At 73.6% G+C, this 14,564-nt stretch carries 9 protein-coding genes; 2 read left to right on the top strand and 7 right to left on the bottom strand.

Annotated elements, in window-relative coordinates; translation table 11 throughout:
- Positions 1-314, top strand: a 314-nt coding sequence (locus tag DIZ27_RS17620; RefSeq protein ID WP_181383567.1) for a transposase, incomplete at its 5' end; no start/stop codon positions are given.
- A gap of 174 nt (positions 315-488) precedes the next feature.
- Here DIZ27_RS17620 and DIZ27_RS17615 read toward each other — a convergent pair.
- From DIZ27_RS17615 to DIZ27_RS17590, 6 genes are all read right to left on the bottom strand, one after another.
- Positions 489-2,411, bottom strand: coding sequence for a biotin carboxylase N-terminal domain-containing protein (locus DIZ27_RS17615; protein ID WP_258308420.1), 1,923 nt, complete (start codon positions 2,409-2,411; stop codon positions 489-491).
- Between the two features lie 6 nt (positions 2,412-2,417).
- Entirely contained in the window at positions 2,418-4,016 is a 1,599-nt protein-coding gene (locus DIZ27_RS17610) for an acyl-CoA carboxylase subunit beta (protein WP_109379360.1), read from the bottom strand.
- Positions 4,013-5,704, bottom strand: coding sequence for an acyclic terpene utilization AtuA family protein (locus tag DIZ27_RS17605; RefSeq protein ID WP_109379359.1), 1,692 nt, complete (start codon positions 5,702-5,704; stop codon positions 4,013-4,015). The genes DIZ27_RS17610 and DIZ27_RS17605 overlap by 4 nt, the downstream gene beginning before the upstream one ends.
- Positions 5,701-6,498, bottom strand: a complete 798-nt coding sequence (locus DIZ27_RS17600) for a TIGR03084 family metal-binding protein (RefSeq protein WP_109379358.1) — start codon at positions 6,496-6,498, stop codon at positions 5,701-5,703. Before DIZ27_RS17600 ends, DIZ27_RS17605 begins: the two co-directional genes overlap by 4 nt.
- A gap of 121 nt (positions 6,499-6,619) precedes the next feature.
- Entirely contained in the window at positions 6,620-8,347 is a 1,728-nt protein-coding gene (locus DIZ27_RS17595; RefSeq protein ID WP_109379357.1) for a serine/threonine-protein kinase, read from the bottom strand.
- Positions 8,348-8,459: 112 nt separating this feature from the next.
- The gene (locus DIZ27_RS17590) at positions 8,460-9,428 is read right to left on the bottom strand and encodes a DMT family transporter (RefSeq protein ID WP_109379356.1); all 969 of its coding nucleotides are present in this window, start codon (positions 9,426-9,428) and stop codon (positions 8,460-8,462) included.
- 355 nt (positions 9,429-9,783) lie between these two features.
- On the opposite strand from DIZ27_RS17590, the gene DIZ27_RS17585 reads away from it, so the two are divergent.
- A complete protein-coding gene (locus DIZ27_RS17585) occupies positions 9,784-11,397 on the top strand; it encodes a VWA domain-containing protein (protein WP_109379355.1) in 1,614 nt (537 codons plus the stop codon).
- A gap of 4 nt (positions 11,398-11,401) precedes the next feature.
- Here DIZ27_RS17585 and DIZ27_RS17580 read toward each other — a convergent pair whose 3' ends face one another.
- Entirely contained in the window at positions 11,402-14,284 is a 2,883-nt protein-coding gene (locus DIZ27_RS17580) for an FAD-binding and (Fe-S)-binding domain-containing protein (protein WP_109379354.1), read from the bottom strand.
- Between the last annotated feature and the right edge of the window lie 280 nt (positions 14,285-14,564).

Below are 14,564 nucleotides of genomic sequence, written 5' to 3'. Positions count from 1 at the left end.
TGGTCGAGCAGGTCATCGCGGACAGCAAGGCCGGGGCCCTGGCCCATCTGCCGTCCGGGCACTTCCACGCCAACGCGGCCTGGCTGACCCTGTGGGCGATGGCCTACAACCTGCTGCGGGCCGCAGGTTCCCTGGCCTCCGCGTTCCACGCCAAGGCCACCACGGCCACCCTCCGGGCCCACCTGGTCCAGGTCCCGGCCCGGATCGCGCGATCCGCACGACGCATCACCCTGCACCTGCCCTGCAACTGGCCCTGGGAGCAAGCCTGGACACACCTCTTCGACACCGTCCACGACCCACCCGCACTGGCCTGATCCCCCTGCCCACCCCGCCCGCCAGGGCTCGACCGGAACCGCACCGTGGAAAAGCTGGGCAGACCAGCAGAAACAACCTGCCCATCCACGATCACCGACCGAAACCAGCTCACAAAACGATCAAGAGATCACCTTCAGAGCACGTCGGTGGATCGAGGCTAAGGGGGAGGGGCTTCAGGTCGTCGGGAGGGTGCGGGTCGTTCGTGGCTGGTCGCGCAGTTCCCCGCGCCCCTGAGGGGCGCCTGTCTCCACGACAGCCAGAAGGGCACCGACCTCTACCTGCTGTCCTGGTAGGGCGTTGAGGGTGCTCAGCGTGCCCGCGACCGGGGCTGTGATCTTGTGTTGCATCTTCATCGCCTCCAGCCAGAGGAGGGGCTGTCCGGCCTCCACCACGGCTCCCTCGGTCAGACCCTCCGCGATGCGGACGACCGTGCCCGGCATGGGGGCGAGGAGGGAGCCGGGGGCGTGTCGGGCGGTGGGGTCGGGGAAGCGGGGCAGGGCGGTGAGGGCGGTGGCGCCCACGTACACGCGGTCGCCGTGACGGCTGACCTCGAACCTGCGCCGTACGCCGTCCACGTCGAGAACGACGAGCCCCGCGTCGGCGTGTACGACCCGCACCCCGTCGGCCGCGAGGCCGTCGCGTGTGTGCCGGTAGCGGGCCTCGTGTTCCTCGCCCGCCATCGCGTACCGCTTGACCTGCGGCTGCGAGGGCAGGTTGCGCCAGCCGCCGAAGCGGGAGCGGCCGTGGGCGTCGGCGAGGGCGGCGGCGAGCGGGGCGTACGGGTCGGGGGCCGGGGTGGTCAGCTCGGGCAGGTGGCGGTCGTAGAAGCCGGTGTCCATGCGGGCTCCGGCGAACTCCTCGTGCCGCAGGGAGCGGACGAGCAGGTCCCGGTTGGTGACGGGGCCGTGGATCACCGCGCGGTCCAGGGCGGAGGCCAGCTTGCGGATCGCCTCCGCGCGGGTGGGGGCGTGGGCGACGGCCTTGGCGAGCAGGGGGTCGTAGTGGACGCCGATGTCGTCGCCGTCGGCATGGCCGGTGTCCAGGCGGATGCCGTCCGGGACGGCGAGGCGGTGCAGGCGGCCGGTCTGCGGGGCCCAGTCGTGGGCGGGGTCCTCGGCGTAGAGGCGGGCCTCGACGGCGTGACCGTGCGCGCGCGGCGGGTCCTTCTCGAGCGGGTGCCCCTCGGCGACCCGGATCTGCTCGGCGACGAGATCGACTCCGAACACGGCCTCCGTCACCGGGTGTTCGACCTGGAGGCGGGTGTTCATCTCCAGGAAGTGCGCCCTGCCGTCCGCGACGAGGAACTCGACGGTTCCGGCGCCGACATAACTGACGGCGCGGGCGGCGCGTACGGCGAGGGTGTGCAGTTCGCCGGTGAGCCGCGCGGGCAGCCCGGGTGCCGGGGCCTCCTCGATCACCTTCTGGTGGCGGCGCTGGAGGGAGCAGTCCCGGGTGCCCAGTGTCCACACCGTGCCGTGCGTGTCGGCGAGGACCTGCACCTCGACGTGCCGTCCGCCCTGCACGTAGGACTCGACGAACACCTCGCCGTCGCCGAAGGCGTTCGCCGCCTCCGCGCGGGCGGCGGCCAGTTCGGCGTCCAGGTCCGCGAGGCGCCGTACGACGCGCATCCCGCGCCCGCCGCCGCCCGCCGCGGCCTTCACCAGTACCGGCAGGTCGGCCTCGGTGACCTCGCGCAGGGACTCGATGCCCATCAGTTCCTTGGCGCGCGTCTTGGACGCCATCGCCTCGATCGCCTCCGGGGGCGGCCCGACCCACACCAGGCCGGCGTCCTGGACGGCCCGTGCGAAGCCGGCGTTCTCGGAGAGGAAGCCGTAACCGGGGTGCACGGCGTCCGCGCCTGCCGCGAGTGCCGCCTTCACGATCAGGTCGCCACGGAGGTAGGTGTCGGCGGGCGCCGCACCCGGGAGCCGTACCGCCGTGTCCGCCACGCGCGCGTGGAGGGCGTTCTCGTCGGCGTCCGAGTGCACGGCGACCGTCCGGATCCCGAGCTCACGGCAGGTGCGGACGACACGGCAGGCGATCTCGCCCCGGTTCGCCACCAGTACGGAATTGATCGAGGTGATCGAGGTGAACACAGCCCCTCACATCCGGAAGACGCCGAAGCCACCGCGCACGCCCTCGTAGGGCGCGGTGTGGACGGCCGACAGGCACAGGCCGAGGACGGTACGGGTGTCGCGCGGGTCGATGACGCCGTCGTCGTACAGCCGCCCGGACAGGAACAGGGGCAGCGACTCGGACTCGATCTGCTGCTCCACCATGGCGCGCAGCGCCGCGTCCGCCTCGTCGTCGTAGGGCCGGCCCTTCGCCGCCGCCGACTGCCGGGCGACGATGGAGAGCACGCCGGCGAGCTGCTGCGGGCCCATGACGGCGGACTTGGCGCTGGGCCAGGCGAACAGGAAGCGCGGGTCGTACGCCCTCCCGCACATGCCGTAGTGCCCGGCGCCGTAGGAGGCGCCCATGAGGACGGACAGGTGGGGGACGCGGGAGTTGCCGACCGCGTTGATCATCATGGCGCCGTGCTTGATGATCCCGCCCTGCTCGTACTCCTTGCCGACCATGTAGCCGGTGGTGTTGTGCAGGAAGAGCAGGGGGATGTCGCGCTGGTTGGCGAGCTGGATGAACTGGGCGGCCTTCTGCGACTCCTCGCTGAACAGCACCCCCCGGGCGTTGGCGAGGATGCCGACGGGATAGCCGTGCAGGGTGGCCCAGCCGGTGGTGAGGCTGGTGCCGTACAGCGGTTTGAACTCGTCGAAGTCGGAGGCGTCGACGATCCGCGCGATGACCTCGCACGGGTCGAAGGGGATCCTCAGGTCACCGGGGACGATGCCGAGCAGCTCGTCCTCGTCGTACCGGGGAGGCGCCGCCGGTCCCGGATCGGGGTACGCCTTGCGGTGGTTGAGACGGGCCACGACCCGGCGGGCCTGCCGCAGGGCGTCCGGCTCGTCGACGGCGAAGTGGTCGGCGAGGCCCGACACGCGCGCGTGCATCTCGGCGCCGCCCAGCGACTCGTCGTCGCTCTCCTCCCCGGTGGCCATCTTCACCAGCGGCGGACCGCCGAGGAACACCTTCGCCCGCTCCTTGACCATGATCACGTGATCGGACATGCCGGGGATGTACGCGCCACCGGCGGTGGAGTTCCCGAAGACGACCGCGACGGTCGGGATGCCGGCCGCCGAGAGCCGGGTCAGGTCCCGGAAGACGGCGCCCCCGGGGATGAAGATCTCCTTCTGGGAGGGCAGGTCGGCGCCGCCGGACTCCACCAGGCTGATCACGGGCAGCCGGTTGGCGAGCGCGATGTCGTTGGCGCGCAGGACCTTCTTCAGCGACCAGGGGTTGCTGGCACCGCCCCGCACGGTCGGGTCGTTGGCGGTGATCAGGCATTCCACGCCCTCGACGACACCGATGCCGGTGACGAGGGAGGCGCCGATGGTGTGGTCGCTCCCCCAGGCCGCCAGCGGGGAAAGCTCCAGGAAGGGCGTGTCGGGATCGAGGAGCAGCTCGACGCGCTCACGGACGAGCAGCTTGCCGCGTCTCCGGTGCCGCTCGACGTACTTCTCACCGCCGCCCGCGAGGGCCTTGGCGTGCTCGGCGTCCAGTTCGGCGAGCTTGCCGAGCATGGCCTCGCGGTGGGCCCGGTACTCCGGGTCGCCCGTGTCCAGGGCGGATTCGAGGACCGTCACAGCAGGGCCTCCGGGATGTCGAGGTGCCGGGAGCGCAGCCATTCGCCGAGCGCCTTGGCCTGCGGATCGAAGCGGGCCTGCGCGGCGACGCCCTCACCGAGGATCCCCTCGACGACGAAGTTCAGGGCGCGCAGGCGGGGCAGGACGTGCCGGGTGACGGGCAGGTCGCGGGCCTCGGGGATCAGCTCCCGGAACCGCTCGACGGTCAGCTCGTGCGCGAGCCACCGCCAGGCGTCGTCGCCGCGCACCCAGACGCCGACGTTGGCGTTCCCGCCCTTGTCCCCGCTGCGGGCGCCGGCGAGGAGCCCGAGCGGGGCGCGGCGGGTCGGTCCGGGAGCCAGGGGTTCCGGCAGCTCCGGCTCCGGCACGTCCGCGAATACAGCGGTGTCGTGGGGCGGGTCCACAGTGATCCGGCGCCCGTCGTGGAGGACGGCCACATGGTGGGCCCCGCCATGGGGGACGTACACGTCCTCGAACACCCCATAGGGAGCGCCCTTCCCTGGTGGTGCCACCACATGGAATCCGGGGTAACTGGCCAGCGCCAGCTCGATGGCGGCCCCGCTCAGCGCACGTCCGACCGCCTCCTGTCCGGGGTCCCGCACGACGAGCCGCAGCAGGGCGCTCGCGGTCTCCTCCGTGTCCGCGTCGGGCCGGTCGGTGCGCACCAGCTCCCACCGCACCTCGGCGGGCGGCGCCTTGGCGAGCGCGCCGGTCATCTGCTCCCGTACGAGATCCGCCTTGGCCTCGATGTCGAGCCCGGTGAGGACGAACACGACCTCGTTGCGGAAGCCGCCGAGCCGACTCCGCCCGACCTTGAGCGTGGGCGGCGGCGCCTCCCCTTCGGCTCCTTCGACGCGTACCCGGTCGGGGCCGTCCTGGGTGAGCCGTACGGTGTCCAGCCGGGCGGTGACATCGGGCCCGGCGTACCGGGCGCCGCCCGTCTCGTAGAGCAGCTGCGCGGTGACGGTGCCGACGTCGACGAAGCCGCCGGTGCCGGGGTGCTTGGTGATGACGCCGGAGCCGTCCTCGTACAGCTCGACGAGGGGGAAGCCGGGCCTCAGCAGGTCGCCGGGCGGCCGCCCGCCGAAGAAGGCGTAGTTGCCGCCGGTGGCCTGGGTCCCGCACTCCAGCACGTGCCCGGCGACGACGGCTCCCGCGAGCCGGTCGTACTCCGTCGGCGCCCAGCCGAAGTGGGCGGCGGCGGGTCCGGTGACCAGGGCCGCGTCGGTGACCCGCCCGGTGACCACGATGTCGGCGCCCTCGCGCAGACAGGCCGCGATGCCGAAGCCGCCGAGGTAGGCGTGCGCGGCCAGCGCACCCGGGTGGGCGGCGGTGAGGTCGTCGCCCTCCACATGGGCGACCCGCACCGGGACGCCGAGCCGCCCGGCCAGCTCCCGTACGGCGTCCGCGAGACCGGCCGGGTTGAGTCCGCCGGCGTTGGTGACGAGCTTGACGCCGCGCTCGTGGGCGAGGCCGAGGCAGTCCTCCAGTTGCCGCAGGAAGGTGCGGGCGTACCCGGCGGAGGGGTCCTTGAGCCGGTCGCGGGCCAGGATGAGCATGGTCAGTTCGGCGAGACAGTCGCCGGTGAGGACGTCGAGCTCACCGCCGGTGAGCATCTCGCGCAGGGCGTCGAAGCGGTCGCCGTAGAAGCCGGAGAAGTTCCCGATGCGCAGGGTCGTCGCCGTCACCGCGCGGTGTCCCCCTGCGGCTCCCGGCCACCTCCGGGCGGCCCGGCGAAGGCCTGGGCGATGTCCAGCCAGCGGTCGGCGTCGGGGCCGTCGGCGGTGAGGGCGAGATCGGTGCGGTGGGCGCGCTGGGTGACCAGGAGGCAGAAGTCGAGCGCGGGGCCGGTGACGCGGTCCGTGGCGTCCTCGGGACCGTACGTCCACAGTCCGCCCGAGGGGGCGGTGAGTTCGACGCGGAACTGCTCGAACGGCGCGGGCAGCCCGTGCACCCCGAAGGCGAAGTCGCGGGTGCGGATGCCGAGCCGCACCACATGCCGGAGCCGGTCGGTGGGTGGCCGCACCACACCCAGCGCGTCCGCCACGTCCAGGCCGTGGGCCCAGGTCTCCATGAGCCGGGCGGTGGCCATGGAGGCCGCGGACATGGGAGGGCCGTACCAGGGGAAACGCGCCCCCTCGGGTGCTGCCCGCAGGGCGCTCTCGAGGGCCTCGCGTCCGGCCCGCCAGTCCGCGAGCAGCCGTGCGGGCGGCAGGCCCGCCCCTTCCCGCGCGGCGTTGTCCACGAAGTCCCCGGGCTCGGTCAGCGCCTTCTCGACCTCGCGGGCGAAGGCGCCCTGATCGGTCACCGCGAGCAGCGAGGAGCGGTCGGTCCAGGCGAGGTGCGCGATCTGATGGGCTACGGTCCAGCCGGGCGCGGGAGTGTCCAGCACCCATTCCCTCCCACCCAGCCCGGCCACCAGCCGGTCGAGTTCGTCGCTCTCCGCACACAGGTCGTCGATCACGGGCGTCGGGTCGGCCATGGAGCGAGCATGACAGGCACTCAAGAAACAATCAATCGTGCTTGCATATTTCGTGCGAAGCGTGCGGCCGCTCTCGGGTCCCGCCCTCGAAAGCTCCGGGCCCCTTGGACGCCCTCGGTCCTCAGTCCGTCCGCCAGACCGTCATGTCCGCCCTGACGAAGCCGAGGTCCGGCAGGGCGGTCGACTTCGTCTGGATGACGAACAGTCCGATGTTGCCGTCGCCGTCCTTGACGCAGATCTCGCTGCCCGCCGCAGCGGCGGCCAGCGGAAAAAGACGAGCGTCCTGGCTGGCGGTCAGCAGGCGGCACGTCTCGTACGTGCCGTCCCCCGGATCGCCGTACACCATGGTGAACACGCTGGTGTCGCTCTCCAGCTCGCAGCCGACCTTCTTCGAGCAGCCGAAGCGGATGTCCCCCTTGCGGTCCTTGCGCAGCTTGCCGCTGCCGATGCTGAGGGAGTTCTCGGGGCTCAGCGACAGCCCGACATAGGCATGGGCCCGCGGCGTCCCGGCACCGCCCGCGGGGCCGTCGGCCCCCGTGTCCGACGCGGTCGACGAGGTGGCCTCCGGTCCGGTCGACGACGCGGCCTCCCCCGTCGGCGCCGACCCGGACGGCGGCTTCCCGGACGCCGACGACCGTCCCGCCGCCGGGCCGGGTGTCCCGGACGCCGACGCGGCCGTGTCCCGGTCGCGGTCGCGGGCTCCCTCCCTCGCCTCCATGACCGTCCACGCCGCCGTGAGCAGCAGCCCGACCGCGGCCAGGGCGGCGGCCGGGATCAGGGCGGCGCGTCTCCTGCGGCGCTTCCGCTCGTCCGGCCCGGTCGGCCCCTGCGGGACGGTCGGCCACGGCGCGGCGGCGGGCCCCAGCGGGACGGCCGACGATTGCGGGGCGCTCAACGGCCACGTGTACGCCGCGGTGGGGGCCGGGAACTCCGGGGACGGAGCCGGAGCCGGCGGCGGAACCGTCACTTCCGGCCCCGCGATCTCCCGCCAGACGGCCGGACCCGCACCCGCGTCGGCGTCCTGTCCCAGTTCCCGTCGGCACCACTCGACGATCTCCGCCGGTGTGGCCCGCTCCCCCGGATCGGCGGCCAGGCACCGGGCGATCAGCCCGCGGAGCCGCTCGGGCAGCCCGGACAGGTCGGGTTCGGAGTGCACGATCCGGTAGAGCACGCTGACCGCGGGGCCGTCCCCGTACAGCGGCTCGCCCAACGCCGCGAACGCGGCCGTCTGGCCGAGCGCGAAGACGTCGGTCGCCGCCGTGACGTCCCCCGCGACGGCCTGCTCGGGAGCCATGTACTGGGGCGTGCCGACGGTGGCGCCCGTGGCGGTGTGCGCGGTGCCGTCGGCGGCGAGCGATATGCCGAAGTCGATCACCCGCGGCCCGTCGGCGGCCAGCAGCACGTTCGACGGCTTCAGGTCCCGGTGCACGATTCCCGCACCGTGGATGGCCTGCAGTGCCTCGGCCACCCCCGCCATCAGCCACAGCACCGCCGGCACCGGCAGCGGCCCGCGCCGGGCGACGGCCTCGGTCAGGGAGGGGCCGGGCACGTACAGCGTGGCCAGCCAGGGCGGTACGCCGTCCGCGTCGGCGTCGATCAGCTCGGCGGTGTACGCGCCCTTCACCCTCCGGGCCGCCTTGATCTCCCGGCCGAAACGCTGCCGGAAGGCCGGGTCGTCGGCCAGCTCCGACCGTACGACCTTGACGGCCACCGGCCGGCCTCCCCGGGTGTGCGACAGGTAGACCCGGCCCATGCCGCCCGCTCCGAGCCGGGCGGCGAGGCGGTAGCCGGCCACTGCGCGTGGATCGTCGTCCTGCAGAGGCTGGAAGTCCTCGGCCGTGTGGTTCATCGGTTTCCTCCCCGTGATCCCGATGAGTTGATCAGATCCGCAGCCTATGCGCTGCCGGTGACCGTCGGCCCGGCCAGGGCTGTCGCAGGCTCCGGGGGGGGTCCGGGAGCCTCTAGGGAAGGTCCGGGAGCACCTTGGCCCGGCGTCGTCCCACCTGGGTCCGTACCGCCCCCATGCTCGCCGCGATGACCAGGGAGATGGCGGCGGCCTCGGTGAGGGTGAGGGCCTGGCTGAGGATGAGGAAGCCCGCGGTGGCGGCGATGGCCGGTTCCAGGCTCATCAGGATGGCGAAGGTGGAGGCGGGCAGGCGGCGCAGGGCGAGGAGCTCCAGGGTGTACGGCAGGACGGAGGAGAGCACCGCGATCGCCGCGCCCAGGCCGAGGACCGTCGGGTCGAGGAGTTTGGTGCCGGACTCGGCGATGCCCAGCGGCAGGAACACCAGCGCCGCCACGCCCATGGCGAGGGCGAGCCCGTCGGCCTGCGGGAAGCGGCGGCCCGTACGCGCGCTGAAGACTATGTAGGCCGCCCACATGACACCGGCCCCCAGGGCGAAGGCGGCACCCACGGGGTCGAGGCTGTCGAAGCCTCCGCCGCCGAGCAGGAAGACACCGGCGAGGGCGAGTCCGGCCCAGAGGAAGTTGATCGCGCGCCGGGAGGCCAGCACGGACAGGGCGAGCGGGCCGAGAACCTCCAGGGTGACCGCCGTACCGAGGGGGATGCGGGCGGCGGCCTGGTAGAAGAGGCCGTTCATCCCGGCCATCGCGAGCCCGAAGACGATCACTGTGGTCCAGTCGGCGCGCGAGTGCCCGCGCAGCCGGGGCCGGCACACCAGGAGCAGCACGACCGCGGCCACCAGCAGCCGCAGCGTCACGACGCCGAGCGCGCCGGCCCGCGGCATCAGCGTCACCGCGAGCGCCCCGCCGAACTGCACGGAGATCCCACCGGCGAGCACCAGCCCGACGGGCCCCAGCGAGCCCCGCCCGCGCGGAGCACCCGCCCCGCCGGGCGTATGCCCGGGAGCCGCCGCGGGGACGGCGGCCGGGGCCGGGACGGACGGAGTGGCGGAGCTGGGGGTGGTCACGGCGCCTTCCATGGGCTCGGTACGGGGAGCGGGTGACCCCCCTCGGGGATTGTGCATGGCGATGAACTGCCCGGTCCAGAGTAATGGACCCAGTCAGCAGCATGCAGCTTTCACGTACCTGACGATGGGGCCCGCGTCCCGCCCGGGTCAATCCGGTCCGTCATACGGACGATCGGACGGGCGACGACACGACGGCATGACGCCGTAGGTCAACGGAAGGTCACCCACCGGTCTCGGCGGCCGTCGTCCGTGCCCGCTTCGAGACGCACCTGTGACGCCCCGTGCCGCACGTTCCGCCCCGCCCCGGCGTCACAGTCGCATGAGTCGGGTTCAACGGACCGAGGGGGCACGGACGATGAAGTGGCACGCGACGACGAAGCAACGCAGAACGACGAAGCGGCACGGGACGACGAAGCGGCACGGGACACAGCGGCTGAGCGGCGCACTGCTGGCACTCACGGCGGCGAGCGGCCTGCTGCTCACCGGATGCAGCGCGGGCGGCAACCAGAACTCGGCGACCGACAGCGGGTACGACCGCAGGGGGAACGGCTCGGCCCCGCTCCCCGCCCCCGACGGCCCCCGGGGCTCGGGCGAACAACGCGAGGACGGGCAGCGCGAGGGTGAGCAGGACTCCCGCGGCATCGCCCCCGCGCCGGACTATCTGTCCACCTTCGCCCTCGACGTCGACACCGCCTCCTACGGCTACGCCCGCCGCACCCTCGCCGACGGCCGGCTGCCCGACCCGTCGGCGGTCCGCCCCGAGGAGTTCGTCAACAGCTTCCGCCAGGACTACGCACGCCCCGACGGCGACGGCTTCACGGTCACCGTCGACGGCGCCCGCACCGATGAGGACGACTGGTCCCTGGTCCGCGTCGGCCTCGCCACCCGCCCCGCCGGACCGAGCGGCGAGCGCCCGCCCGCGGCCCTCACCTTCGTCGTCGACATCTCTGGCTCCATGGCCGAACCGGGCCGCCTCGACCTCGCCCGGCGGTCCCTCGGCACCATGACGGACCGACTGCGCGACGAGGACTCCGTGGCGATCGTCACCTTCAGCGACGAGGCCGAGACCGTCCTGCCGATGACCCGCCTCGACGGCAACCGGGGCAGGATCCACGACGCCGTCGACAGCCTGGAACCGGCTCAGTCCACCAACCTCGGCGCGGGCGTCGAGACCGGCTACGCGACCGCCGTCGAGGGCCTGCGCGAGGGCGCCACCAACCGGGTCGTCCTCGTCTCCGACGCGCTCGCTAACACCGGCGAGACCAGTGCCGACGCGATCCTCGAACGCATCTCGACGTCCCGTCGCGAGCACGGCATCACCCTCTTCGGCGTGGGCGTCGGCAGCGACTACGGCGACGCCCTGATGGAACGCCTCGCCGACAAGGGCGACGGGCACACGGTGTACGTGTCCGACGAGGAGGAGGCCCGCGAGGTCTTCTGCGAACAGCTGCCCCGCCACATCGAGCTGACCGCCCGCGACGCCAAGGCCCAGGTCGCCTTCGACCCGCAGACCGTCGCCGAGTTCCGCCTCGTCGGCTACGACAACCGCCGCGTCGCCGACGAGGACTTCCGCGACGACAGTGTCGACGGCGGCGAGGTGGGCCCCGGCCACACCGTCACCGCCCTGTACGCGGTCCGTACGAGGTCCGGCGCCGACGGCCACCTCGCCACGGCCACGGTCCGCTGGCTCGACCCCGACACCCGCGCCCCGCACGAGGAGACCGGCGCCCTGGAGACCGACGCCCTCGACGACTCCGTCTGGACCGCGAACCGCGGTCTCACGCTCACCGCGACCGCCGCCTACTTCGCCGACGCCCTGCGCTCCTCCGACCACCGCTACAGCGCCCTGCCCGGCGCCCCGGACCTCGGCGAACTCGCCGACCGCGCCGCCGACCTGTCCTCCCGGACCGAGGACAAGGCCATCCGCGAACTGACCCGGGCCATCCGCGACGCGAACCGCCTCGCCTGAACCCTCACGAGTCTTTCTGCAAGGCCTCCGCCAGCACCTCCGCCAGGTGGCGGCCCCGTACGCCCGCCAGCTGGGCCAGCTGGGTGCGGCAGGAGTAGCCGTCGGCCAGGACCAGCGCGTCCTCCGGTGCCTGCTGCACCGCCGGGAGGAGCTGGTCCTCCGCGCAGGCCACCGACACCTCGTAGTGGCCCTTCTCGAAGCCGAAGTTGCCGGCGAGGCCGCAGCAGCCGCCGCTCAGGTCGCCGGTGAGGCCCGCGGCGGCACGCAGCCGACGGTCGGCCGTGTCGCCGAGGACCGCGTGCTGGTGGCAGTGGGTCTGGCCGGTGACGGGGCGGTCCAGGGCCGGTGGGGTCCAGTCCGGCGCGTACTGCTCCAGGGTCTCCGCGAACGTGCGGACGCGGGAGGCCAGTCGTGCCGCGCGGGGGTCGTCGTGCAGGAGCTCCGGGGCGTCCGTGCGCAGGGTTGCCGCGCAGCTCGGTTCCAGGACGACCACCGGGGCGTCGGTGGCGAGCACCGGTTCCATCAGGTCGAGGGTGCGGCGCAGCACCGCGCGGGCGTGGTCGAGCTGGCCGGTCGAGATGTACGTCAGACCGCAGCAGACCCGGCCGCGGCGGGCCGTCAGCAGCCGCATCGCCGAGCGGGAGCGCGCGTCCCCCACCAGGCCCCGGTGTCCGGCCAGGCGCAGCGTCGGGGGCAGCGCGACCCGCAGGCCCGCCGCCTCCAGGACCCGTACGGCCGCGCGGCCCACGGAGGGCGAGAGGTGTTCGGTGAAGGTGTCCGGCCAGAGGACCACCAGAGTGCCCGGGGCGGAGGGCGCGGCGGTCCGCCGTCCCCGCCACCAGCGGGTGAACGTCTCCCCGGCCAGGCGCGGGATCTCCCGCTCCCCCGCGATCCCGCCCAGCCGTTTCGCCGCCCGCGCGAGCAGACCCACCGAGGCGCCCGCGTTGACCAGCGCCGCCGACCTGGTGCGCGCCACCCAGCCCAGCCACAGCGGCAGCCGGCCCATCGCGTAGTGGGCGGCGGGGCGGCGGCGTCCGGCGTAGTGGTGGTGGAGGAACTCCGCCTTGTAGGTGGCCATGTCGACCTCGACCGGGCAGTCCGAACGGCAGCCCTTGCAGGACAGGCACAGGTCCAGCGCGTCCCGTACCTCCGTGGACCGCCAGCCGTCGGTCACCAGCTCGCCGGCGAGCATCTCGTGCAGCAGCCGGGCGCGCCCGCGCGTGGAGTGCTCCTCCCGGCCCGTCGCCCGGAACGACGGGCACATCACCGCCGGTCCCGACACCGACTCCGTACGGCACTTGGCGACGCCCACGCAGCGGCGGACCGCCGCGGAGAAGTCGCCGCCGTCGGCGGGGTAGCCGAAGGCGACGTCCACCGGTTCGCGCGGGAGGACGGCGAAGCGGAGGTTCGCGTCCAGGGGCTCGGGGCGCACCAGCATCCCCGGGTTGAGCAGGTCGTCCGGGTCCCAGAGGCCCTTCACGCGCTCGAAGAGGGCCACCGTCTCCGTGCCGTACATGCGCGGCAGCAGCTCCGCGCGCGCCTGCCCGTCGCCGTGTTCGCCGGACAGCGATCCGCCGTGGGCCACGACCAGGTCGGCGAGTTCCCCGGAGAAGGTCCGGAAGCGGGCGATGCCCGGTTCCGTCAGCAGGTCGAAGTCGATACGGACGTGGATGCAGCCGTCCCCGAAGTGCCCGTACGGCGCCCCGCGCAGCCCGTGGGCGGCCAGCAGCCCCCGGAAGTCCCGCAGGTACGCGCCGAGCCGGGCGGGCGGCACCGCGCAGTCCTCCCAACCGGGCCAGGCCTCCGTCCCGTCGGGCATCCGGGTCGCCGTGCCGCTCGCGTCCTCCCGGATGCGCCACAGGGCGCGCTGCCGGGCCGGGTCGGTCACCACCAGGGAGTCCACGACGTCCGCCGCGCGGACGATCGCGTCCGCACGCGCGCGTGCCTCTTCCTCCGTGTCCCCGCCCGTCTCGACGAACAGCCAGGCGCCACCGCGCGGAAGGTCCACCGAGGACGGCACCAGATCGGCCGCCATGCCCTCCACGGTCAGCGGCTCGTACGGCAGCAGCCCGGCCGCGGCCTCGGCGGCGCCGCTCTCGTCGGCGTACGCCAGCACGGCGAGCGCACGCGCGCGTGGGGCGCGTACCAGCTCCACGACCGCCTGTGTCAGCACGCCCAGCGTGCCCTCGGAGCCGCAGAAGGAGCGGGCGACGTCGGCGCCCTTCTCGGGCAGCAGGGCGTCCAGGGCGTAGCCGGAGATACGGCGGGGCAGCTCGGGGAAGCCGGTGCGCAGGCGGGCGAGTTCACCGTCCACCAGCTCCCGCAGGCCCGCCGGGGCCCCAGCCCACCCCCGTCCGGGGCGCAGCCGCTCCCCGCGCGGGGTGACGACCGACAGTTCCCGCACGTTGTCCGCCGTCGTCCCCCAGGCGACCGAGTGGGAACCGCAGGAGTTGTTGCCGATCATGCCGCCGAGGGTGCAGCGGCTGTGCGTGGAGGGGTCCGGGCCGAAGCGCAGTCCATGCGGAGCGGCGGCCTCCTGGAGCCGGTCGAGGACGAGGCCGGGCTGGACGACGGCCGTGCGGGTCCCCGGGTCGAGGGACAGCAGCCGGTTCATGTGCCGGGTGAGGTCGAGCACCACACCGGTGCCGGTCGCCTGGCCCGCGATCGACGTGCCGCCGCCGCGCGGCACCACGGGGACGCCGTGCTCCCTGCAGACGGCGAGGGCCGCCGCCACGTCGTCGGCGTCCCGCGGCGACACCACGCCCAGCGGCACCCGGCGGTAGTTGGAGGCGTCCATGGTGGTCAGCGCCCGCGCGGTGACGCCGAAGTCCACCTCACCGCGCACGTCCGCGCGCAGCCCGGCCCGCAGTTCCCGGAGATCCGTCATACCCCCCAGGATGCCCCCGGGACGAGCGGAAGACCGGTGCCGGCTCACACCCCGCGCGGCACACGGGGCGGGACCACCGGGGCCCGATTCCCTCAGGAGTGGCTCAAATACCAGGAACGAGACCGGAATCTTCCCAACCAGATCACTAACTTGCATATAGTGACCGCGAGTTGCGCGCAGTTGTCGGCCCTCGTTCCAGAAGCGACCCCGGAACCGGGCCCGGCGACCCCATGGACCACTCGAGGGCCGCGCGGACCACACGTGCAGACCACACGTGCAG

The organism is Streptomyces sp. NWU339 (assembly GCF_003143855.1).
Taxonomy (GTDB): Bacteria; Actinomycetota; Actinomycetes; order Streptomycetales; family Streptomycetaceae; genus Streptomyces.
The sequence above is the reverse complement of the archived record's forward strand: the minus strand, read 5'-3'. Positions and strand labels throughout refer to the sequence as shown.